This window comes from Streptomyces sp. Y309, assembly GCF_056712025.1.
This window is the reverse complement of the sequence record NZ_CM160048.1, coordinates 7,297,616-7,320,628: the sequence shown is the minus strand read 5'-3', so window position 1 is coordinate 7,320,628 and position 23,013 is coordinate 7,297,616. Positions and strand designations below refer to the sequence as shown.

Here is a 23,013-nt window from a genome sequence, read left to right as displayed (position 1 = left end):
ACACACGTGTGCGGCGCCCGCCTGGCAAGACGGCCGCCGCACACCACACACCCGCGTCAGAGCTGCTGCTGGCGGATGATGTCATCCAGTGACGCCGGCAACTGGCCGTTCGGCGTCAACTTGTCGACAGCGCTCGGCAGCTCCTGGGCAATCGTGTCCGCGGCCTGCTCGGGCGAGACCCCGGCGTCCTTGGCGACCTGCTGGAGCGTGTCGTCGGGCACCGCCTGCCGCACCTGCTCGCCGGTCACCGGCTTGTTCTCGCCGGTGCTCACCCACGACTGGGCCTGGTCGGTGAGACCGGCCTTGGTCAGCCCGTCCAGGAGCCCGCCGAGCGGGTTGCTGCCGCCGCTCTTGTTCATCAGCGCGCCGAGCAGGGCGCCGAGGAGGGCGCCACCGCCTCCGGATCCACTCCCGCCCTGCTGTCCGCCCCCGCCGAGGAGTCCGCCCAGAAGACCGCCCAGATCGTTACCCGCCATGGTCCCGCTGCCTTTCGGTTCAGTGGCCGGGCCCCGCCTTCGCCGGCAAGGGCCCCGGACCCTGCCAATGTCACCCGGAGCGACGCACCCCGCCACTCGGAGCAACCGGCGCGAGGCCCGCCGCACCACGGGCGCACAGCCTCCGTGCGCCCCTGGACGCCAAGGTGCGGGTCGGCTTGCATGGAGAGGCAGGCCACGCGCCTCGGGGGGCACGCATGAAGCGCTCAGGACCCTTGTTCACGCTGTTCGCGGGGCTGGTGCTGGCCCTGTTCATGCTGTCGGTCAACGAGACGACGGGGACGGGCAGTTCGTCGTACTCGGACTCCTCGTCCGGCACGGCCGAGCCGACGGCATCGCCCACCGCGAGCGCCCCCGCGGACCGCCCGAGCCCCACCGGCACGCCCTCTCCCCCGCCCACGAAGAAGCCCCCGTCCGACGGGCGCTACACGGGCCGTACGGACGACGACTCGGCCTCGGTCGCCATCACCCTCCGTGACGGCGAGGCGGTCGCGTACTTCTGCGACGGCCGCGCCACGGAGTCCTGGCTGAAGGGCGACGTCGAGGACGACGGGTCGATGCGCCTGACCGGCAAGCACGGCGCGAAGCTCGACGGCCGACTCGCGCCGGACCACGGCGAGGTCCGCGGCACCGTCGAGATCCGCAAGAAGTCATGGGCCTTCACCGCACCGAAAGCCGAGAAGCCGTCCGGGGTGTACCGCGCGACCGTCGAGGCGCGGGGCGAGCGGCTCGACGGCGGCTGGATCGTCCAGCCCGACGGCAGCCAGGTCGGCATCCTCAACCGCGACGGCGAGCCCACGAAGGCCCCCCGGCTCGACCCGGACACCGGCACCGTCGTCCTGGACGACGGCGGCCGCCTCACCGCACGCCCGGTCGTGCCCTGAGCACCCCCGCCGGCCGTGCCCCGAGCACCCCGGCCCGCACCCGCCCGCCCCCGAACCGGGAGGCCCCATGAGCGTCGACCCGAACGCCCCCACCCAGGGCGGTTTCCCCGTGCCGCCGCACGCGGGCGGCCCGCGCCGCCCGCACCCCGCCCGCTACCTGGTGCCCGCCCTGGTCGCGGCCGCCATCGCGGTGGGCCTCGGGGCGTACGGACAGGTCCACGACCCTGCGGGCACCGCCTTCAACCTGGCGGGCTTCAGCAGCACCGGTGCCGTCAAGTCCTGGCTCGGCACGACGGCGCTCGGCTTCGCGCTGCTCCAGGTCGTCTCGGCCCTCATGGTGTACGGCAGGCTGCCGGGGCCGTCCTGGTCGGCGGCGCTGCACCGCTGGTCGGGCCGGATCGCGTTCCTGGTGGCGGTGCCGGTCGCGGTGCACTGCCTCTACGCCCTCGGCTACCAGACGTACTCGGCGCGCGTGCTGTGGCACTCGTTCCTCGGCTGCTTCTTCTTCGGGGCGTTCAGCGCCAAGATGCTGCTGCTCCGCTCGGAACGGCTGCCCGGCGGGCTGCTCCCGGTGGTGGGCGGGCTCGTCTTCGCGGTGCTCACGGTGGTGTGGCTGACGTCGGCGCTGTGGTTCTTCCGTACGTTCGGGGTGACGACGTGAGCGGCCAGGGCGGGGGCGGAGGTGGCCGGGGCCAGGACGCGGGCGGCGGGCGGCCCGTGGGGCGCCCCACGCGGCGTACGGCGCTCGTGGCCGGTGCGCTGGGCGCCGCCGCGGCGGCCGGGTGCGCGGAGTACGGCGACGGGGGCGCGGACTCGGAGCCGCCCAGCGGCCCGGACGGCTCCGCCTCGCCCGCCTCGCCTGGTGCGAGCGGCGAACGGCCGCCCGCCGGGCCGGAGCTGGCGAAGACCGGCGACATCCCGGTCGGCGGCGGCAAGGTCTTCGGCGCCGAGAAGGTCGTCGTGACGCAGCCCGCCGAGGGCGAGTTCAAGGCCTTCTCGGCGGTGTGCACACACCAGGGCTGCGCGGTGCGCGAGGTCGACGGCGGCACCATCAACTGCCCGTGCCACGGCAGCCGGTTCCGGGTCGCGGACGGGGCGGTCGCGGGCGGCCCGGCTCGACGCCCGCTGCCGCCGCGGGCCATCGACGTGCGCGGAAATTCGATCAGGCTCGGCTGAGGAACGCCGTACGCTCCCGGCCATGGACACACCGCCGGGCCCGCAGCACACCGTCGATCCCCAGGACACCCTCGACCCCCTGGACCTGGTGCGCGACCACACGATCTACGCCTGCGTCATGGGTTCGCGGGCCTTCGGTCTGGCCACCGACGACAGCGACACCGACCGCCGTGGCGTCTTCCTCGCGCCGACCCCGCTGTTCTGGCACTTCGAGAAGCCGCCGACGCATGTGGAGGGACCGGCCGACGAGCAGTTCAGCTGGGAGCTGGAGCGCTTCTGCGAGCTGGCCCTGCGCGCCAACCCGAACATCCTGGAGTGCCTGCACTCCCCGCTCGTCGAGCACCTCACCGACACCGGCCGTGAACTGCTCGCGCTCCGCGGCGCCTTCCTGTCCCGCCAGGCCCACGAGACCTTCGCGCGCTACGCCTTCGGCCAGCGCAAGAAGCTGGACGCGGACGTACGCCGCCACGGCGCCCCGCGCTGGAAGCACGCCATGCACCTGCTGCGCCTGCTGATGTCGTGCCGCGATCTGCTGCGCACCGGCGAGCTGACGATCGACGTCGGCGAGATGCGCGAGCCGCTGCTCGCGGTCAGGCGCGGCGAGGTGCCGTGGGCCGAGGTGGAGTCCTGGATGACGCGGCTCGCGGCGGAAGCCGACGCGGCGGCGGCCCGCACTCCGCTGCCGCCGGAGCCGGACCGCCGCCGCGTGGCGGACTTCGTGTTCCGGGTGCGGCGGGACTCGGCGCTGGGACGCTGAGCCGCCGTACCCGTGAGTCCTACAGGTCGACTTCCTTCATCAGCATGCCGACCTCGGTGTTGGAAAGGCGGCGCAGCCAGCCCGACTTCTGGTCGCCCAGCGTGATCGGGCCGAAGGCGACGCGCACCAGCTTGTCGACGGGGAACCCGGCCTCGGCGAGCATGCGGCGCACGATGTGCTTGCGGCCCTCGTGCAGGGTCACCTCGACCAGGTAGTTCTTGCCGGTCTGCTCGACGACGCGGAAGTGGTCCGCGCGGGCGTACCCGTCCTCGAGCTGGATGCCGTCCTTGAGCTGCTTGCCCAGGTCACGCGGGATCGGGCCGACGATGTGCGCGAGGTAGACCTTCTTCACGCCGTACTTGGGGTGGGTCAGGCGGTGCGCCAGCTCGCCGTGGTTGGTGAGCAGGATGACGCCCTCGGTCTCGGTGTCGAGCCGCCCCACGTGGAACAGCCGCGTCTCGCGGTTGTTCGTGTAGTCGCCGAGGCACTGCCGCCCTTCGTTGTCCTCCATGGTGGAGACGACACCGGCGGGCTTGTTCAGGGCGAAGAACTGGTACGACTGCGTGGCCACGGTCAGGCCGTCGACCTTGATCTCGTCCTTCTCGGGGTCGACGCGCAGGCCCTGCTCCATGACGATCTCGCCGTTGACCTCGACGCGGGCCTCGTCGACCAGCTCCTCGCAGGCACGCCGCGAGCCGTAGCCCGCGCGGGCGAGGACCTTCTGCAGCCGCTCACCCTCCTGCTCGGCGCCGGGGAAGGTCTTGGGCGTGCTGACCTTGGGCCGGCCCGCGTACCGCTCGCGGTTGCGCTCCTCGGCCCGCGTCTCGTACTCCCGGGACCGTGCGGGGGCCGGGCGGCCGCGCCCGGTGCCGCGCTGGTCCTGGCCGCGCTTGGGGCCGCCCTTGGCCCCGCCGCGCGCCGAGGCGCCGCGGCCCGACTTCGGGCCGTCCTGGGTGCCGCCCGGGCCGACGTCGTAGCGCCGCTCCTCGGGGCGGGGCTTGCTGGGGCGGCCGCTGCCCTGCTTGTCGTCGCGGTTGCTGCCGGCACCCCGGAAGCTTCCGCGGCCACCGCCACTGGCGCCGCTCCCGCGGCCGCCGCCACTGGCGCCGCTCCCGCGGCCGCCGCCACCGGCGCCGCTCCGGGGGCCGCCGCCTCCGCGGCCGCCGCTGCTGCCGCGGCCGCCGCTGTTGCCACCACGGCTCCCGCCGTTGTTTCCGCTGCTGTTCCTGCCGCTGCTGCTTCGCATCAAATGTTCCGTCTAGTCGTCTGCGTCCTCGGCATCCGGCGCATCGGGTGCGTCCGGATCGAACGACGGGATCCCTTCCTGCGTCTCGCCCTCGATCGCGTCCGCCTCGGGGAGGAAGGGCGCGAGCTCGGGGAGCTCGTCCAGGCCGCGCAGGCCCATCCGCTCCAGGAAATAGTTCGTCGTCCTGTACAGGATCGCACCTGTTTCGGGTTCCGCGCCCGCCTCCTCCACCAGACCCCGCTGCAGGAGGGTGCGCATGACCCCGTCGCAGTTCACTCCGCGCACCGCCGAGACCCGCGAGCGGCTGACCGGCTGGCGGTAGGCGACGACGGCGAGCGTCTCCAGAGCCGCCTGGGTGAGCCGGGCGTGCTGCCCGTCCAGGACGAAGCCCTCGACGGCCGGCGCGTACGCGGGGCGCGTGTAGTACCGCCAGCCGCCCGCCACCAGGCGCAGCTCGAAGCCCCGGCCCTGCACGGTGTACTCGTCGGCGAGCTCCCGCAGCGCGTCGGCGACGGCCCGCCGCGGCCGCCGCAGGATCTTCGCCAGGTGTTCCTCGGTGGCGGGCTCGTCCACGACCATGAGGACGGCCTCCAGGGCGGGCTTGAGGTCGAGCCCGGCGACGGCCGCCCCCAGGTCGCCCGCGGGGCTCCCGGATCCGTCTTCCGTTTCCGTTTCCGTTTCCGCAGGCACTGCGCTCACGGCTTCTTCTCCTCCTCCGGCTCGGGCGCCCGGTCGAACTCGTCGGTCACGGTCGGCTCCGCGTCGCTGTCCCCGCCGGTCCAGCGCACCAGGAGGTCGCCGAGGGCCTCCTCCTGCTCCAGGGCGACGGCCTTCTCCCGGTACAGCTCCAGAAGCGCCAGGAAGCGGGCGACGACGGTGAGGGTGTCGTCGGGGCCCAGTTCCTCGATCAGGTCCCGGAAGCGGGCCTCGCCGCGCTCCTTGAGCCGCGCCACGACGACGCCCGCCTGCTCGCGCACGCTCACCAGCGGCGCGTGGATGTGGTCGACGTACACCTGAGGCTTGGGCTTGGGCAGCATCGCCTTCACGGCGAGCTTGGCGAACCCTTCGGGGCCGATGCTGATGACGACTTCCGGCAGCAGCTCGGCGTGGTGCGGCTCCAGGCCCACCGTCCGCGGATAGCGCCGCGCCTCCTCGTCGAGCCGCGCGGTGAAGATGTCGGCGATCTGCTTGTACGCGCGGTACTGCAGCAGCCGCGCGAACAGCAGGTCACGGGCTTCGAGCAGGGCGAGGTCGGCCTCGTCCTCGACCTCGGCGGCGGGCAGCAGCCGCGCCGCCTTGAGGTCGAGCAGGGTGGCGGCGACCACGAGGAACTCGGTCGTCTGGTCCAGGTCCCAGTCCGGCCCCATGGCCCGGATGTGCGCCATGAACTCGTCGGTCACCTTGGAGAGCGCGACCTCGGTGACGTCCAGCTTGTGCTTCGAGATGAGCTGAAGCAGCAGATCGAACGGCCCTTCAAAGTTCACAAGCCGAACCGTGAACCGCCCGTCACCGGGCTCGGCCAAGGGCTCCTGTGAAGTGCCGCCGCGGTTGTGGGCAGGCGTCCCCGACGCTCCCGGTTCCCCCGGGTTGTGGGCAGGCGTCCCCGGCGCTCCCGGTTCCCCCGGGTTGTGGGCAGGCGTCCCCGGCGCTTCCAGTTCCCCCGGGTTGTGGGCAGGCGTCCCCGGCGCTTCCAGTTCCCCCGGGTTGTGGGCAGGCGTTCCGCACGGCGGAACGGGTGGGCACAACCCGCCACGGTCCGCAGCATCAGAACCGGCCTCGGCCGAAGAAGGCTCCGCTCCGGGGCCACGCCCCAGAGCACGGCGCCGGACGGGCGGTGCGGAATCGTCGTTCAGGGGCATCGGCGGGAAGGCTACCGCTACCGCCCACGCAGCCGTCGTACGAGAATGCTCGCGTCCCCACGCGATTCGAGGTCGGCGAGCACCACGGCCACCGCCTCCCGCACGATGCGGCCACGATCCACCGCGAGCCCGTGCTCGCCACGCAGCACGAGACGCGCGTGCTCGAGGTCCATGAGCTCCTCGGCGGAGACGTACACGGTGATCTTCTCGTCGTGCCGCTCGCGGCCGCTGGGCCGCCGGTTGGCGGCACGGGCCCGGCGCCGCGCCTGCGCGGGCGTGTTGCCGGACGCGTTCGCGGACTTGCCGCCGGCCGACGCGGAGCTGGCAGAACCTTCCTGCGCCGCCCGCCGCCCGGCCCCCTTCTCGGCGTCCGTGCCGGACGCGGAGCGGCTCCGCGAACCCGCGCCGGACTCCGCGTCCGCCGCGGTGTGTTCGGCGTTCCCGGAGGCCTCGCCGTCCCCCCGCGGGGCGGCGGGGGACTCCTCAGCGGCCGTGTCGCTCTCGCCCGCGGGTGCGGGCACCCTCGCCTCGCCATTCGCCTGGCGCCGCGGCGTCGACGCCTGCAGCGCCATTCCCCCGGTCGTACGGAACAGTTCGTCGGCCCCCGGCAGACTCACTCGGCGTGACACCGGGCGAGCACCTCCCTGGCGAGCTGGCGATAGGCGGCCGCGCCCACCGAGTTGGAGGCGTACGTCGTGATCGGCTCACCGGCGACCGTGGTCTCCGGGAAGCGCACGGTGCGCCCGATGACCGTGTGGTAGACGTGGTCGTCGAACGCCTCGACCACGCGCGCGAGGACCTCGCGGCTGTGCACCGTGCGCGAGTCGTACATCGTCGCGAGGATGCCGTCGAGCTCCAGGTCGGGGTTGAGCCGCTCCTGGACCTTCTCGATGGTCTCGGTCAGCAGCGCGACACCGCGCAGCGCGAAGAACTCGCACTCCAGGGGCACGATCACCTTGTGGGCCGCCGTGAGCGCGTTGACCGTGAGCAGGCCGAGCGAGGGCTGACAGTCGATCACGATGTAGTCGTAGTCGGCCATCAGCGGCTTGAGCGCGCGCTGGAGCGTGGACTCGCGCGCGACCTCGCTGACCAACTGCACTTCGGCGGCCGAGAGATCGATGTTGCTGGGCAGCAGGTCCATGTTGGGGACCGCGGTCTTCAGCAGCACCTCGTCCGCCGACATGCCCCGCTCCATGAGCAGGTTGTAGACGGTGAGGTCGAGCTCCATCGGGTTCACACCGAGGCCCACCGAGAGCGCGCCCTGCGGGTCGAAGTCGACGAGCAGCACCCGGCGCCCGTACTCCGCGAGCGCCGCGCCCAGGTTGATGGTCGACGTGGTCTTGCCGACGCCGCCCTTCTGGTTGCACATCGCGATGATCTTCGCGGGGCCGTGGTCGGTCAGCGGCCCCGGGATCGGGAAGTACGGCAGCGGGCGTCCCGTGGGGCCGATGCGCTCGCGGCGCTGGCGGGCAGCGTCCGGCGCGAGCGTGGCCGCGTACTCGGGATCGGGCTCGTACTCCGCGTCGGGGTCGTAGAAGTGACCCTGGGGCAGTTCCTCGTAGTCGGCGAGGGGGGTGGGGGTGGTGTTCTCGCCACTCCGGTCGCCGGCCATGGCGTTCACGTGATGGCCATCCATGCTCTGGGGTGCTGACGGTGTCGGCTTCGGACTCTGGCGGGCTTCGAAGGTGCGGACAGCGACGGAGCCGACAGCCTGGAGCCCGACGGGGCCTTGGCCTCGTCCAGACATTCCTGGTTGACCACCCCCGGGAGCAAATGTCGACTCATTCACAAGTCGTCTTACCTCCTTGGTGACCAGGAAATTTCTAGATAGGTCAGCGTGGCACCATGCCGACGGTTGGCGACTCTATGGCGTGTCACCACTCCGCAGCAACACAATCCGCCGGACCCGGCCCGATGTGTCGGCAATGGAACATCCCGATGTCAAGGGTGCACTGCATCGCATCGCCGCGTTTGCCTGGGGGACGAATCGCCCAAATGTTTACGTTCAAGGCGAGTTGAGCGAGTGTACGCCCAACCGCCCGCGGCCGGACCCCTCGCAAGGTCCGGCCGCGGGCGTGAGATTGACGACTCCCGTTGACCGGGGTCAGCCGAGCAGCGACTCGATCTCGACGTGCTCGAGGCCGTGGGCCTCGGCGACCTCCTTGTAAACGACCTTGCCGTCATGGGTGTTGAGACCCAGGGCGAGCGCCGGGTCGCGGCGCAGGGCCTCGGCCCAGCCGCGGTTGGCGAGCTCGACGATGTACGGCAGCGTCGCGTTGGTCAGCGCGTACGTCGAGGTGTTGGGCACCGCGCCGGGCATGTTGGCGACGCAGTAGAAGACCGAGTTGTGGACCGGGAAGGTCGGCTCGGCGTGCGTGGTCGGGCGCGAGTCCTCGAAGCAGCCGCCCTGGTCGATCGCGATGTCGACAAGAACACTTCCCGGCTTCATGCGCGAGACCAGCTCGTTGGTGACCAGCTTCGGGGCCTTGGCGCCCGGGATGAGCACGGCGCCGATGACGAGGTCGGCCTCGAGGCAGGCCTTCTCCAGCTCGAAGGCGTTGGAGACGACGGTCTGGATCTTCGTGCCGAAGACCTTGTCGGCTTCCTTGAGCTTGTTGATGTCGCGGTCGAGCAGGGTCACGTGGAAGCCCATGCCGATGGCGATCTGCGCGGCGTTCCAGCCGGAGACGCCGCCGCCGATGACGACGGCCTTGCCCGCGGCCACGCCCGGGACGCCGCCGGGCAGCACGCCGCGGCCGCCGTTGGCGGCCATCAGGTGGTAGGCGCCGACCTGCGGGGCCAGCCGGCCCGCGACCTCGGACATCGGGGCGAGCAGCGGCAGCGCGCGGGTGGGCAGCTCCACCGTCTCGTACGCGATGGCGGTGGTGCCGGACTCCAGGAGCGCGTCCGTGCACTCCTTGGAGGCGGCCAGGTGCAGGTAGGTGAAGAGCGTCTGGTCCTTGCGGAGGCGGTGGTACTCCTCGGCGATCGGCTCCTTGACCTTCAGGAGCAGGTCGGCCGTGGCCCACACCTCGTCGGCGGTCTCCAGGATCCGGGCGCCGGCGGCGACGAATTCGTCGTCCGTGATCGAGGAGCCGACACCGGCATTGTGCTCGATGACGACCTGGTGGCCGTGGCGCACCAGCTCGTGCACGCCGGCGGGGGTGATGGCCACCCGGAACTCGTTGTTCTTGACCTCGCGGGGGATGCCGACCTTCACGTCGATCACGGTCCTTGGCTCTGGGGGGTTCGGGCATTGGAGTACATACCGGTACGCAGGCGAGCGCATCGGAAGACACCACGAAAGCACGCGGCGGAGCCAGTCTAATGAAGGATTTCTCGCTGTCCAGCCTTTCAAAGCTTCAATCTTGGCCGGATGCACTACGGATTTCGTAGGTGGAGGTGGTAGCTCAACCTCGCTATTGATCTCCCTCGTGGTGCGTCGGCGCAGCCCCTGCGACCTCGGTGAACTCCCCTCCCAGCATGCGCTCGGCCGCGGCCCGGTGCAGCCCGGCGGCGGCCGCGTCGCCCAGCCGCTCCAGGGTGTCCGCGAGCCGCACCTGAAGCGCCGCCTGCAGCCGCACGTCCGCCGCCTCGCGCGCCCACTCGGCGGCCTCCTGGCAGGTGCGCAGCGACTCCTCGGGGCGCCCCGCGTACTCCTGGACGCGGGCCATCTCGCTCAGCGCCCGCGCCCGCCCCGCCACGTCGCCGGTCTTGCGCAAGCCCGCGACGGCCGAGCGCCAGTTGCGCAGGGCCTCGCCGTAGCGGCCCGCGTAGGTGTGGGCGGTGGCGATGCGGCCGTGCAGCCGGGCGGCGTCGGCGCGCTCGCCGCGGGCCAGGCGCTGGGCGAGGGCCCTGCCGTACCAGTCGGCCGCCCGCTGCCAGTCCCCCAGCTCCTGGTAGGCACCGCCTACGGATTCCATCGCGCGGCCGGTCGCGTACGGATCGCCGGCGGCCCGGCCGCAGTCGAGTGCCGCGCGGTAGCGGGCCAGCGCCTCGTGCGTACGTCCCGTCTGCGCGTCCAGATCCGCGAGGTTCAGCAGCGCCGCCGCCTTCTCGCGCGGCAGGTCGCGGCGCTCGGCGACGCCGAGGACGAGCTGGTGGATGCCGTACAGCTCGGGCGCCGCGTCCCGGGTGCCGCGGTGCGCGACCAGGGCGCGGGCCAGGGCCGCCATCAGGCGCCGGGCGAGGGTGTCCAGGTCGCCGTCCGCGACCGCGAGCCGGGCCGCGGCGAGCAGCGCGGGCTGCCGGATCCGCAGCCACTCGGCGGCGGCGTGCGGGTTCGGGAAGCGCAGGGCGCGAGGCAGTCCGGCGAGCTTCTTGCGCGCCGCCGAGCCGTCGGGCTCGGTGACGGCCCGGCAGGACTGGAGCAGCCGCACGGTCCGCTCCAGCATCCGCGCCCGCGCCAACTGCACCTCCCCCGGCCGGTCCTGATCCTGCGTCAGCTCCCGCAGGAGCGGCACGAGGCAGCCCGGCACCTCGTACTGCGGCAGCGCCGAGTCGACGGTCCGCAGCAGGCCGAGCGCGACGAAGTCGTCGAGCGCGGCCCGCGCCCCGTTCACCGAGCAGCCCGCGAGCGCGGACGCGGTGTGCGGGTCGACGTGGCCGGCCGGGGCGAGGCCGAGCAGCCGCAGTATCCGGGCGGAGGGTGAGGGCAGCCCGGCGTAGGTGTGCTGGAACACCCGGGCGAGTTCGGATTCGGCCGCGCCCTCCTCGGGGCAGTCGCGGACCTGCTTGGCCAGATCGGCGACGGCGGCCTTGGGCCGGGCGGCGAGCCAGCCGCCGGCGATGACCAGCGCGGCCGGGTTGCCGCCGCACGCCTCGACCAGGCTCTCCGCGGAGCGCGGGTCGACGGTGATGCGCACCGACCCCGCGCTGCGGGCCAGCAGGTCGAGCGCGGCCTTGGTGTCCAGGCCGCCCAGGGTGCACGGGCGGACGTCGGGGATGCCGGTGAGCGGGCCCGCGGACACGGCCACGACCAGGCAGTCGGGGGTGTCCGGGAGCAGCGGGTCAACCTGCTCCGCGGTGGCCGCGTCGTCGAGGAGGAGCAGGGCGCGGCGGCCGTCGAGCGCGGTGCGCAGGGCCGCGGCCAGGTCGTCCTCGTCCGCCCCGGCGGGCGCGGACTCGCCGAGCGCGTCGAGGAGTTCGCGGGCGGTGCGCTCGGTGGGCACGGGGATGCCGTCGGGGTCGGTGAGGCGGGCGCGCAGCACGCCGTCGGGGTAGGGGTCGGCGAGTTGCCGGGCGAGTTCCTCGGCGAGCGCGGTGCGGCCGGAGCCGGGGCGTCCGGCGATGAGCAGCACGCGGGCGCGGGGTGTCTTGCGGCCGGAGAGGGTGTCGAGGCCGGCGCGGTCGATGTCGGCGCGGAGTTCCTTCAACTCCCGGTGGCGGCCCACGAATCGGCCGCCGTCCCCGGTGGCCGCCGCACTGGTGGCCGCCGCGCTGGTGGGCGATGGCGCGCCAGTCACCGAACCGTCCGTGTCGACCGCCTGATCCGTCACGGGTAACGCTCCCGTCCGCCTGCGCACGAACCCGCCGGGACTCCGGTCGGGACGCTTTCAGAGCCTAGTTCAGGCCCTGCCGCGTTCCTGGCCGCACGGGGCCCACAAGTCGCCCGATCGGATCAAGAGATCGTCGGACCGCACGCGGCCGGACGGGCTACGCCGCAGCCGCCCCGTCAGGCCTCGAACGGCCGTGCGGGCCACGGCGCGTCGGCCGGGCGCAGCGACTCCACGCCGTCCCCCTGGAGCGCGGCGACGAGGGAAAGCACCCCCACCACAAGGCAGTTGTTGTGCAGTTCCCCCGCGAGCACCCCGCGCACCAGTTCGTCGACCGGCACGCGCGCGAGCTCCATGTCGGACTCCTCCTCGAAGACCTCGAAGCGCTCGCCCTCGGCCTCGGCGAGGTCCCGGGCCAGGAAGATGCGCACGGCCTCGTCGCAGCCGCCGGGCGTGGTGTACACGTCGGTGAGCACGCGCCAGTCCTCGGCCTTGACGTGGGCTTCTTCGTACAGCTCGCGCTGGGCGGCGTGCAGCGGGTTCTCGCCGGGCACGTCGAGCAGGCCGGCCGGGATCTCCCAGAGCTTGTGGCGCACCGGGTGGCGGTACTGGCGGATGACGAGGACGCGGCCCGCGTCGTCGAGCGCGAGGACGGCGACCGAGCCGGGGTGGACCTGGTAATCGCGGCGGACGACTGTCCCGTCCGGCATGACGACGTCGTCGGTGCGCACCGAGGTCTTGTTCCCGACGAACGGGGTGTCGCTCGTCGTGACCTGCCACTCCTCGGCGGTGTCCTTGATCGTCATGTCGGCCGTCCTCCCACGCGCACAAACAGAAACCGGGGCACGCGCCTCGAAAGGCTCGTACCCCGGCAACCGTATCTCTCGTGTGTGACCGGCCCGTGACCGCTACCGGGCCACTACGGGACGGCCACCCGGCCCCTTACTTGCCGGCGGCCTGCTGGCGCTGCACGGCGGCCTTGACCAGGCCCGCGAAGAGCGGGTGGGGGCGGGTCGGGCGCGAGCGCAGCTCCGGGTGGGCCTGGGTCGCGACCAGGTAGGGGTGCACCTCGCGCGGGTACTCGACGTACTCGACGAGCTTGCCGTCGGGCGACGTGCCGGAGAAGAGGATGCCGGCCTTCTTCTCCAGCTCCGCGCGGTAGCCGTTGTTCACCTCGTAGCGGTGGCGGTGGCGCTCCTCGACGTACTCCTTGCCGTCGTACACCTCGCGCACGATGGAGCCCTCGGCGAGCTTGGCGGGGTACATGCCGAGCCGCATGGTGCCGCCCATGTCGCCCTCGCCCGCGACGATGTCGAGTTGCTCGGCCATGGTGGAGATGACCGGGTGGGAGGTGGCGGCGTCGAACTCGGTGGAGTTGGCGTCCGGGATGTCCGCGAGGTTGCGGGCCGCCTCGATCACGATGCACTGCAGGCCGAGGCAGAGGCCGAGCAGCGGGATCTTGTTCTCGCGGGCGTACTGGATCGCGCCGACCTTGCCGGACACGCCGCGGTCGCCGAAGCCGCCGGGGATGCAGATCGCGTCGACGTCGCCGAGCTGCTTGGCGGCGCCCGCCGGGGTCTTGCAGTCGTCGGAGGTGACCCACTTGATCTTGACGCGGGCCTTGTTGGCGAAGCCGCCGGCGCGCAGCGCCTCGGTCACCGACAGATAGGCGTCGGGCAGGTCGATGTACTTGCCGACGAGGGCGATCGTGATCTCGTGGTCGGGGTTGTGGACCCGGTCGAGCAGGTCCTCCCACTGCGTCCAGTTCACATCGCGGAACGGCAGGTCCAGCTTGCGGACCACGTAGGCGTCCAGGCCCTCGGTGTGCAGCACCTTCGGGATGTCGTAGATCGACTTGGCGTCGATGGCGGCCACGACCGCGGCCTCGTCGACGTCGCACATCAGCGAGATCTTGCGCTTGATGGCGGTCGGCACGTCGCGGTCGGCGCGCAGCACGATCGCGTCCGGCTGGATACCGATGTTGCGCAGGGCGGCGACCGAGTGCTGGGTCGGCTTGGTCTTCAGCTCGCCGGACGGGCCGATGTAGGGCAGCAGCGAGATGTGCACCACGAAGACGTTGTCCCGGCCGACCTCGTGGCGGACCTGGCGGACGGTCTCCAGGAACGGCAGCGATTCGATGTCGCCCACGGTGCCGCCGACCTCGGTGATGACGACGTCGACGTCGTCGGTCGCCATCCGCCGGATGCGGTGCTTGATCTCGTTGGTGATGTGCGGGATGACCTGCACGGTGTCGCCCAAGTACTCACCGCGCCGCTCCTTGGCGATGACCTGCGAGTACACCTGGCCTGTAGTGACATTGGCGGAGCCGTCCAAGTCGACGTCGAGGAACCGCTCGTAGTGTCCGATGTCGAGGTCCGTCTCGGCGCCGTCGTTGGTGACGAACACCTCGCCGTGCTGGAAGGGGTTCATCGTGCCCGGGTCGACGTTCAGGTACGGGTCGAGCTTCTGCATCGTGACGCGCAGGCCCCGGGCCTTGAGGAGCGCACCCAGGCTGGAGGCCGTCAGGCCCTTGCCGAGGGAGGAGGCGACACCCCCGGTGACGAAGATGTGCTTGGTCGTCGATGATTTGGGCGGCATGGCCAAGGGGGGGCTCCCGTGCGTCGCGGTCTGAAGGTGCGTACCGGCGTCCGCTCCGGGCTGGGTTTGCTGCTCGGAGGGAAGTGCCGTCGCTGCGGTTCGGGGGTTCGATGACCACCGGCTCACGGGCTACCAGGGTATCAGCGACAGGAGGGGGCTGCTTCCGGCCACGTCTTGACACGCGCTTTCACGTCGCGTACACGATCTTCACCGCGCAGGCACCGTACGGGCACCGGCTGACCCGGAACTCGTTCGGCGTAGTCACTTCGCCGGTACGAGCGGGCGGATTTCCGGGGCGTCGATGTATGTTGCTCGGACACTTGCTGCCGAGCCGTGCGCACGGGCGGAACCACCCCCCGTCGGCACTTCTGGAGACCACCGGAAACATTCGGGCCCGGCAGTTCGTTTTACAGCGAACCCTTGACCGTAGTACGAGCGCCCCGTGAGCGGGCGAACGTGGCCGTTTGAATGGGGATGCACGTGGCCGGGCGCATCGAGGATTACGCACTGATCGGAGACATGCAGACCGCAGCACTGGTCTGCCGGGACGGCACGGTCGACTGGCTGTGTCTGCCCCGCTTCGACTCCCACGCCGTCTTCGCCGGCCTGCTCGGCACCGAGGAGCACGGTTTCTGGCGCCTGGGCCCCGCCCCCGGTCCGGGCGCGCGGCCCGCGACGGCGGCCCGGCGCAGGTATCGCGGGGACTCCCTGATCCTGGAGTCCGAGTGGGACACCACGCGCGGCACCGTCCGGGTCACGGACTTCATGCCGCCGCGCGACACCGACGCCCCGCAGCTCGTGCGGATCGTGGAGGGCGTCACCGGCCGGGTGCCGATGCGCTCGGCCCTGCGGATGCGCTTCAGCTACGGCCGCGTGACGCCCTGGGTGCACAAGGTCGACAGCCGCACGGTGGCCGTCGCCGGGCCCGACTCGGTGTGGCTCGACACCACCGCGGCGACGTTCGGCAAGGACCTGACGACGTACTCGGACTTCACGGTCGCCCCCGGCGAGCGCATCGCCTTCACGATCTCCTGGCAGCCCTCGCACAAGGGCCAGCCCGCCCACCCCGAGCCGGAGAACGCTCTCACGGCGACGGAGGACTTCTGGCGCGAGTGGGTCGAGCAGTGCACGTACCACGGGCCCTACCGCGAGGCCGTGGTCCGCTCGCTGATCACCCTGAAGGCCCTGACGTATGCCCCCACGGGCGGCATCGTCGCCGCGCCCACCACCTCCCTGCCGGAGGACATCGGCGGCTCCCGCAACTGGGACTACCGCTTCACCTGGCTGCGCGACGCCGCCATCACGCTCTCCTCGCTGCTTCGCACCGGCTATCGCGAGGAGGCCCGCGCCTGGCGCGAGTGGCTCCTGCGCGCGGTCGCGGGCGACCCGGAGAACCTGCAGATCATGTACGGCATCGCGGGCGAGCGCGAGCTCGGCGAGGCCGAGCTGGACTGGCTTCCGGGGTACGAGAACTCGGCACCGGTCCGCGCGGGCAACGGCGCGGCCCACCAGCTCCAGCTCGATGTGTACGGCGAAGTCACCGAGGCCCTGCACCTGGCGCACATGACGGGCCTGGCCCGCAACGACTACGCCTCGCTCCTCCAGCTCAAGCTGATCCGCTATCTGGAGGCGCACTGGGACCAGCCCGACGAGGGCATCTGGGAGGTGCGCGGCCCGCGCCGGCACTTCGTGCACTCCAAGGTGATGGCCTGGGTCGCCGTCGACCGCACCATCAAGCTCATCGAGTCCGGCGACGCGGACGGCCCGCTGGACAAGTGGCGCGAGCTGCGCGACGACATCCACCGCGACGTCTGCGAGCGGGGCTACGACAAAGAGCGCAACACCTTCACCCAGTCGTACGGCTCCAAGGAGCTGGACGCCTCCCTGCTCCTCATCCCGCAGGTCGGCTTCCTGCCGCCGGACGACAAGCGCGTCATCGGCACCATCGAGGCCATCCAGCGGGAGCTGTCCACCTCGGACGGCTTCATCCTGCGCTATCCGACGGCCGGTGAGGACGAGGGCGTGGACGGCCTGGAGGGCGACGAGGGCGCGTTCCTCGCCTGCTCCTTCTGGATGGCCGACGACCTGGCGATGATCGGCCGCGTGGACGAGGCCCGCAAGCTCTTCGAGCGCCTCCTGGCCCTGCGCAACGACCTCGGCCTCCTCGCCGAGGAGTGGGACCCGCGCCTGCAGCGCCAGGTCGGCAACTTCCCGCAGGCGTTCAGCCACGTGCCACTGATCGACACAGCCCTGCGGCTCACGGCCTCCGGGGCGTACGGGGGCTAGCAGCGCCCGCGTACGCACGAGGGGGTGCCGGAGGGCGCGGCGGGAGGGCGTGGCCCCGCCGCGCAAAGTCCCGGCGGCCAGGACACGCCGGGGCGCCCGGACTCCCGGCCTCCGCACGGCCACCGGCACTCCCGTGCTGGTCGGGTAGCGTCCGCCCCATGGACAGTCAGGACTCTCAGGGCGGCATCACCGTACAGCGGGCGCTGGAGCTCCCGGGGCTGCGCGGCGGGCTGCCGGAGGTCGTGGCGGGCGCCGAACGGCTGCAGCGGACGGTGCGGTGGGTGCACGCCGGCGAGGTGCCCAACATGGCCTCGCTGCTCAAGGGCGGCGAGCTCCTGCTGACCACGGGCCTCGGCCTCGGCACCCGCCCCGCCGAGCAGCGCGCCTTCGTCCGCGATCTCGCCGAACGCGGCATCGCGGCCCTGGTCGTCGAGCTCGGCCCGCGCTTCGGCCGCCTCCCGGCCGCGCTGGTGGACACCGCCCGCGCGGCCGGTCTGCCGCTGGTGCAGCTCCACCGCGAGGTGCCCTTCGTGACGGTCACCGAAGAGGTGCACACGGAGATCGTCAACGGCCACTACGCGCTCCTCCGCCGCGCCGAGGAGGTGCACCGGCGCTGCACGGACGCCCTGCTCTCGGGCGGCGGCGTACCGCAAGTCCTCGCCGTCCTCGCGGAGTTCAGCGGCAATGCGGTGTTCCTGGAGACGGCCGACGGCCAACTCCTGTACGCCGCCGGGGCGGACAGCGCGTGCGCGGATCCGCTCCAGGTCTGGGAGGGCCTGCGCGGCCGCCCCGAGGACCGGGCCGAGCCGCCGGCCGACGCGGTCCTCGTGGACGTGCCGGGCGGCGGGCCCGGCGCCGGTTCGGTGCGCGCCCGACTGGTCCTGCTGGCCGTGGAGTCCCCGCTGCTTCCCGTCCACCGGATCGCCGCCGAGCGGGCCGCGGGCAGCCTCGCGGTGGTCCTGATGCAGGCGAGACAGGAGGAGGAGCTGGCGGCGCGCGGCCGCGGCGACTTCCTCACCGACCTCGCCGAGGGCCGGATCACCGCCGACGACGCGCCCGCACAGGCACGCGTGCTCGGCTTCAAGCCGGGGGCGAGCCCGCTGCTCCCGGTCGTGATGCGGATCCCCGACGGACTGCCGACCGGCGGCGGGTGGGCGGTCCTCGCCCGGGCGGTCGCGGAGGAGCTGGCGTCGGTGGGGGTGCCGGCGCTGCTCGGCGTACGCCCCGTGGAGGGGAGAGTTCCGCTTCTGCTCGGGCTGCGCGCCGAGCCGGAGCGCGCGGCGGTCGCGGACCGGGTCGCGGCGGCGCTGCGGGCCGGGGTGGAGCGGGCGGGCATGCGGCGGGCCGGGGCGCCGCCGCCGATCGTGGTGGTCGGCGTGGCGGGCGGCTGGGCGGCGGCCGCGTCGGGGCTGCGGCACGCGGCGGAGACGGCCACGGCGGCGCAGGGCCTGCCGGACCGGGCCTGGTACGACGCGCGGCGCCTGGACATCGACCTGCTCCTGTGGCGGCTGCACCAGCACGACGGCACCGCGCTCGCCGCGTTCGTGGACCGCGCGATCGGCCCGCTGCGCGATCACGACCGGCGCTCCAAGCCGCCGCTCCTGCCCACCCTGCAGACGTATCTGGCCCACGCGGGCCGCAAGGCGGAGACCGCGCGCGAGCTGCATCTGAACCGCCAGACGCTGTACAACCGCCTGGCCCGGATCGGCGAACTGCTCGGCACGGACCTGGACGACCCGCAGACGGTGCTCGCACTGAGCCTGGCGCTGCGGGCGCGCAGGCATGTGGCGTAGCCGGGGCGGCTCACTACCTGTGGGGAAGCGTTCGTACGAGATGGGCGGCTGAGGCAGCTCCGTACGAGGTGAGGGGCTGGATCAGCTCAGTACGAGGTGAGGGGCTGGGTCAACTCGTCGTAGACACTCAGCACTTGGGCGACCGTTTCGTCCTCGGTCGGCCAGGTCGCGGCCTGGGCGGTGCCCCTGTCCTTCAGCTCCTGCCGGCGTACGTCGTCGGCGAGGAGGCGGACGACGGCGTCGGCGAGGGCCTGGGCGTCGCCGTAGGGAACGAGTTCGGCGGCGTCGCCGACGAGTTCGGGGATGCCGCCGACGGCGGTGGCGACGAGCGGCACGCGCGCGTGCAGGGCCTCTTGGGCGAGCAGGGAGCGGGACTCCCACTGGCTCGGCAGCACTACGAGGTCGGCGGCGGCGAGGAGTTCCGGGACGTCCTCGCGCCGTCCGATGAGCCGCGCGGGCAGGCCCTCGGCGTCGATGCGGGCCTGCAGTGCGGCACGCAGCGGCCCCTCCCCCGCGACGGCGAGCAGCGGCAGCGGTTCGCGACCGCTCCAGGAGTGCGCGGCGTCCAGCAGGACGTCGTAGCCGCGGTGGCCGTCCAGGGTGCCGACGGCGAGCAGCAACGGGCGGTCCACGGCGCCGAGTTCGGCGCGGACCTTGTGGCGCGGCCCGTCGGGCTCGGCGTCCGCCCCGTCGCCGCGGCGTGGCGCGGGCAGCGCGACGGGGGCGAGGCGGGCGTCGCGGGCGCCCCGGCCGCGGGCCCGGTCGACGAGGTCGGACGAGGTGCCGAGGACCACGGCGGCGGCCTTGGCGACACGCCGCTCCAGGACCCGCAGGACGTGGGCGCGGGCGCCGCCGGCCTGGGTGCGGGTATGCCAGGTGACGACGAGCGGGGTGCGGCGGCCGGTCAGCGCGAGGGCGGCACGCAGCCCGGCGTGCAGCCCGTGGGCGTGCACCAGGTCGGCGTCCGCGCAGGCAGCCCGGAGCGCGGCGACGGACGCGGGGTCGCTGCGGCGCGGCACGGGGACGTGGTGGGCGCCGGTGCCCGCGAAGTCGTACGCCTCGTCGGCCTCGGCGGGGGCGCACACGGTGACGCGCACGCCGCGCGCGGCGAGCCCTGTCGCCAGGGACCTGACGTGCGCGCTGCTTCCCGCGCTGCCGCCGCCCAGTACCTGCACGGTGTGCAGCGGCGGCTGGCCTTGCGGTGCGGGGGTGCTCACGTGGCTCACGTGGCCGGGGCTCCTGGGTCGGGTCGGCGGCTGGGCGGCGCGCCGAGGGGTGGGTGGGCGCCGAGGGCGCGGGCGGTCGGTCGACCGGCCGTGCGCAGCGCCAAGAATGCCAGTACGTACGCCCGTTCCGGCACCGCAGAAAGGTCCCTTCCACGTCGGACGGGACAACTCCGCGCACCGGATCACCCACTCGGGTGAGCGCGGGCGCCGCCGAACGTGTCTTCTGCTCGGCTGCCGCGTTCTCGCGCCAAGTGCCCGTCGGCCCACGCATCTTCGCAACTCCGGGGGCACGATCGAAAGTCTTCGGCGGGTCTCGGCGGGTCTCGGCGTGGCTGAAGCGGCCGGGAACGCCACCGGGCACGCCCCCCTACGCGAGGGCGGACCGGGCGACCCGGCTCACCGTGTCCCCGCAGGCCGCCGCGGCCACCAGTCCCACCGCGTGCGCGGCGAGGCCCGCCCGCCCGTTGCCCGCGACGACGGCCGCGCCCAGGGCCGCCCCCAGGGCGTGCGCCCCGGTGTCGCCGATCATCGTGCGCTGCCGCACGTCGTCGGGCAGCACGGCGGCCGCGGCGCCCATCGACGCGGCGGCGAGCGCGGCGCCCGGCCCCGGCCGCAGCAGGCCCGGCGCGCCGAGCGCGAGCACGGTCGCCGCGGCGCGGCCGGGCCGTACGTCCACGAGGTTCACGAAGTGCGCGGTACCGGCGATGACGACGCCCGCGAGCACCTTGTCCACCGGCCGCTCCTTGAGCAGCGCGCCCGCGGCGAGCGCCGCCGCCGAGACACCGAACAACTTCACGGCGCCACTGGTCACTTCACCCGCGCGCAACGCCCCCAGATGTGCCCGGAACCCGCGCCGGGGGTCCTCCGCTCCCGCCACGTCGTCGTACGCCCCGCACGCGCCCGCCGCCAGCACGGCGAGGCCCGCGGCGGCGCGGGGCCGGGGGGCGAGCGCCGCCGCCCCGAAAACCGCGCCGACGGCCGTCGCGGGTCCCCCGTACAACTCGACCGCGCGCCCCGCGAAGTTCGTCCGCTGCCAGCGGGCGGGGCCGCCCGGCGGGCGCGTGCGCAGCGCCGTCAGAGCGGCACGGGTGACGGTGGCGGCGGCGAGGAAGGGGGCGATCATGGGGGTCAGGGTACGGGGCCCTGCCGGGAGGCTCCCCAGTCCCGCCCCTTCCCGTAACCAGGGGGCTCCGCCCCCTGGACCCCCGTATCGCCGCTTCGCGGCTCGTCCTCAAACGCCGGACGGGCTAGATATAGCCCCTCCGGCGTTTGAGGAGCGGGGTCTGGGGCGGAGCCCCAGTTTCGGGAAGGGGCGGGACTGGGGAAAGCCCCGCAGGGCCCCGAGGCTCAGCGGTCCCCGCGCGCCGCGGCCAGCAACTCCTCCGCGTGCGCCCGGGCGGTCTCGGAGTCCTCCTGCCCGGCCAGCATCCGGGACAGCTCCCGCACCCGGTCCTCCCCTTCGAGCACCTGCACCCCGGACCGCGTCACGGACCCGTCGTTCGTCTTCTCGACCAGCAACTGCCGATCGGCGAACGCGGCCACCTGCGGCAGGTGCGTGACGACCACGACCTGCGCGGACTTGGCGAGCCGCGCGAGCCGCCGCCCGATCTCCACGGCGGCCTTCCCGCCGACCCCCGCGTCGACCTCGTCGAAGAGATACGTGGGTACGGGATCCGTACCGGCGAAGACGACCTCCACGGCGAGCATGACGCGCGACAGCTCACCGCCGGAGGCCCCCTTGGCGATGGGCCGGGGCGGCGCGCCCGGGTGGGGGGCGAGCAGCAGCTCGACCTCGTCGACACCGGCGGGTCCGTACGCGACCGTACGCCCGTCGATCTCGACCCCGTCGGGGTCGTCGGTCTGCCGCACATCGATCGTCACGCGCGCGTGCGGCATGGCGAGCGAGGCCAGCTCCTCGGTGACGGCGGCGGCGAACCGCGAGGCGGCCTCCGCACGGGCGTCCGTGAGGGCCCGGGCGAGCCCGGACAGCTCGGCCCGCAGCGCGTCCCGCTCGGCGGTCAGCTCGCCCAGCCGGTCGTCGTCGCCCTCGAGTTCGGTGAGCCGCGAGGCACCGTCCTCGGCCCAGGCGAGCACGGCGCCGACGTCCTCGCCGTACTTGCGGGTCAGCTGCGTGAGCGCGGCCCGCCGCTCCTCGACGGCGGCGAGCCGCAGCGGGTCGGCGTCGAGGTCGTCGGCGTACCCGGCGAGCTCGCCCGAGACGTCCGAGAGCAGGATCCCGATCTCGCCGATGCGGTCGGCGAGGGCGGCGAGGGCGGGGTCGTGGGTCCGGACGGCCTCCAGGGCGCGGTGGGCGCCCGCGGCGAGGGTCGTGGCGTCCACGCCCTCGGGGTCCTCGGGGTTGCCGGCGAGCGCGGCGTGCGCGGCCGCCGCGGCGGAGGCGAGGGCTTCGGCGTGGCCCAGGCGCTCGGCCTCGGCGGCGAGTTCGGTGTCCTCGCCCGCACGCGGTTCGACGGCGGCGATCTCCTCCAGGCCGAAGCGCAGCATGTCGGCTTCCTGGGCGCGCTCGCGGGCGCGCGTGGTGATCTCGTCGAGCTCCAGGGTGACGGCGCGCAGCCGGCGGTACGCGGCCGTGTACTTGTCGAGCGGTACGGCGACGGACTCGCCCGCGTACCGGTCGAGGGCGCCGCGCTGCCGGGCGGGCTTCAGCAGGCCCTGCTGGTCGCTCTGCCCGTGTACGGCCACGAGGTCGTCGGCGAGCTCGGACAGCACGCCGACGGGCACGGAACGCCCGCCGAGGTGGGCGCGGGAGCGGCCCTCCGCCGAGATCGTACGGCTGACCAGGAGCGCCCCGTCGTCCAGTTCGGCCCCGGCCTCCTCGGCGCGCACGGCCGCGGAGGCGCCCGCGGGGACGGCGATGCGCCCCTCCACGACCGCCGACTTGGCGCCGATCCGCACCAGGGCGGGGTCGGCGCGCCCGCCGAGCAGCAGGCCGAGGCTGGTGACGACCATCGTCTTGCCCGCTCCGGTCTCGCCGGTCACGGCGGTGAAGCCGGGCGACAGTTCGACGACAGCGTCGTCGATGACTCCGAGCGACCGTATCCGCATCTCCTCCAACACGCCCCTGACCATACGAGGTTTTCCCGGCGCGCCGCGACGCCGCCCCACTCCCCGCTGTGAAGGCGCTGGTCGGTGCGCCGGGCGGCGGACGCGGTTCCGTCACTCCCCGTGGCCCGTTCCG

The 23,013-nt window shown here is 73.3% G+C and carries 19 protein-coding genes; 6 read left to right on the top strand and 13 right to left on the bottom strand.

The window, feature by feature from the left end:
• Positions 1-56: 56 nt before the first annotated feature.
• Complete coding sequence (locus AC0KTA_RS30395) at positions 57-545, bottom strand: YidB family protein (protein WP_481056620.1); 489 nt, start codon at positions 543-545, stop codon at positions 57-59.
• A 146-nt stretch (positions 546-691) separates the two neighbouring features.
• Here AC0KTA_RS30395 and AC0KTA_RS30390 point away from each other — a divergent pair, with 146 nt between their 5' ends.
• The 4 genes from AC0KTA_RS30390 (at position 692) to AC0KTA_RS30375 (ending at position 3,311) form a co-directional block, all read left to right on the top strand.
• On the top strand, positions 692-1,378 hold the full coding sequence (locus tag AC0KTA_RS30390) for a hypothetical protein (RefSeq protein WP_481051400.1): 687 nt from the start codon (positions 692-694) through the stop codon (positions 1,376-1,378).
• 67 nt (positions 1,379-1,445) lie between these two features.
• Positions 1,446-2,039: a DUF6529 family protein gene (locus AC0KTA_RS30385; protein ID WP_481051399.1), complete on the top strand. Its 594-nt coding sequence runs from the start codon at positions 1,446-1,448 to the stop codon at positions 2,037-2,039.
• Positions 2,040-2,095: 56 nt separating this feature from the next.
• Entirely contained in the window at positions 2,096-2,554 is a 459-nt protein-coding gene (locus tag AC0KTA_RS30380) for a Rieske (2Fe-2S) protein (protein ID WP_481056619.1), read from the top strand.
• A 22-nt stretch (positions 2,555-2,576) separates the two neighbouring features.
• Positions 2,577-3,311, top strand: a complete 735-nt coding sequence (locus AC0KTA_RS30375; protein WP_481051398.1) for a nucleotidyltransferase domain-containing protein — start codon at positions 2,577-2,579, stop codon at positions 3,309-3,311.
• Positions 3,312-3,330: 19 nt separating this feature from the next.
• Here AC0KTA_RS30375 and AC0KTA_RS30370 read toward each other — a convergent pair whose 3' ends face one another.
• The 9 genes from AC0KTA_RS30370 to AC0KTA_RS30330 form a co-directional block, all read right to left on the bottom strand.
• Positions 3,331-4,557 (bottom strand): pseudouridine synthase, encoded by a 1,227-nt coding sequence (locus AC0KTA_RS30370; protein WP_481051397.1) that lies wholly within the window; start codon positions 4,555-4,557, stop codon positions 3,331-3,333.
• A 12-nt stretch (positions 4,558-4,569) separates the two neighbouring features.
• Positions 4,570-5,190: an SMC-Scp complex subunit ScpB gene (gene scpB, locus AC0KTA_RS30365; protein ID WP_481056618.1), complete on the bottom strand. Its 621-nt coding sequence runs from the start codon at positions 5,188-5,190 to the stop codon at positions 4,570-4,572.
• A gap of 62 nt (positions 5,191-5,252) precedes the next feature.
• Complete coding sequence (locus AC0KTA_RS30360) at positions 5,253-6,416, bottom strand: segregation and condensation protein A (protein WP_481051396.1); 1,164 nt, start codon at positions 6,414-6,416, stop codon at positions 5,253-5,255.
• 17 nt (positions 6,417-6,433) lie between these two features.
• Positions 6,434-7,045, bottom strand: a complete 612-nt coding sequence (locus AC0KTA_RS30355) for a hypothetical protein (protein ID WP_481051395.1) — start codon at positions 7,043-7,045, stop codon at positions 6,434-6,436.
• Positions 7,030-8,163 carry a ParA family protein gene (locus AC0KTA_RS30350; protein ID WP_189734428.1) on the bottom strand — a complete coding sequence of 378 codons (1,134 nt, stop codon included), beginning with the start codon at positions 8,161-8,163 and terminating at the stop codon, positions 7,030-7,032. The genes AC0KTA_RS30355 and AC0KTA_RS30350 overlap by 16 nt, the downstream gene beginning before the upstream one ends.
• A gap of 357 nt (positions 8,164-8,520) precedes the next feature.
• Positions 8,521-9,645: an alanine dehydrogenase gene (gene ald, locus AC0KTA_RS30345; protein WP_481051394.1), complete on the bottom strand. Its 1,125-nt coding sequence runs from the start codon at positions 9,643-9,645 to the stop codon at positions 8,521-8,523.
• A 190-nt stretch (positions 9,646-9,835) separates the two neighbouring features.
• The gene (locus AC0KTA_RS30340; RefSeq protein WP_481056617.1) at positions 9,836-11,791 is read right to left on the bottom strand and encodes a tetratricopeptide repeat protein; all 1,956 of its coding nucleotides are present in this window, start codon (positions 11,789-11,791) and stop codon (positions 9,836-9,838) included.
• Positions 11,792-12,090: 299 nt separating this feature from the next.
• The gene (locus AC0KTA_RS30335) at positions 12,091-12,717 is read right to left on the bottom strand and encodes an NUDIX domain-containing protein (RefSeq protein WP_481051393.1); all 627 of its coding nucleotides are present in this window, start codon (positions 12,715-12,717) and stop codon (positions 12,091-12,093) included.
• A gap of 136 nt (positions 12,718-12,853) precedes the next feature.
• Positions 12,854-14,509: a CTP synthase gene (locus AC0KTA_RS30330; RefSeq protein WP_481051392.1), complete on the bottom strand. Its 1,656-nt coding sequence runs from the start codon at positions 14,507-14,509 to the stop codon at positions 12,854-12,856.
• 474 nt (positions 14,510-14,983) lie between these two features.
• Here AC0KTA_RS30330 and AC0KTA_RS30325 point away from each other — a divergent pair, with 474 nt between their 5' ends.
• The gene (locus AC0KTA_RS30325; RefSeq protein WP_481056616.1) at positions 14,984-16,795 is read left to right on the top strand and encodes a glycoside hydrolase family 15 protein; all 1,812 of its coding nucleotides are present in this window, start codon (positions 14,984-14,986) and stop codon (positions 16,793-16,795) included.
• A gap of 158 nt (positions 16,796-16,953) precedes the next feature.
• On the top strand, positions 16,954-18,588 hold the full coding sequence (locus tag AC0KTA_RS30320) for a PucR family transcriptional regulator (protein WP_481051391.1): 1,635 nt from the start codon (positions 16,954-16,956) through the stop codon (positions 18,586-18,588).
• An 86-nt stretch (positions 18,589-18,674) separates the two neighbouring features.
• Here the strand turns inward: AC0KTA_RS30320 and AC0KTA_RS30315 are convergent, their stop codons facing one another.
• The 3 genes from AC0KTA_RS30315 to recN form a co-directional block, all read right to left on the bottom strand.
• Positions 18,675-19,814: a glycosyltransferase family 4 protein gene (locus AC0KTA_RS30315; protein ID WP_481051390.1), complete on the bottom strand. Its 1,140-nt coding sequence runs from the start codon at positions 19,812-19,814 to the stop codon at positions 18,675-18,677.
• Between the two features lie 367 nt (positions 19,815-20,181).
• The gene (locus AC0KTA_RS30310; RefSeq protein ID WP_481051389.1) at positions 20,182-20,937 is read right to left on the bottom strand and encodes a hypothetical protein; all 756 of its coding nucleotides are present in this window, start codon (positions 20,935-20,937) and stop codon (positions 20,182-20,184) included.
• Between the two features lie 224 nt (positions 20,938-21,161).
• A complete protein-coding gene (gene recN / locus AC0KTA_RS30305; RefSeq protein WP_481051388.1) occupies positions 21,162-22,904 on the bottom strand; it encodes a DNA repair protein RecN in 1,743 nt (580 codons plus the stop codon).
• Positions 22,905-23,013 lie beyond the last annotated feature (109 nt).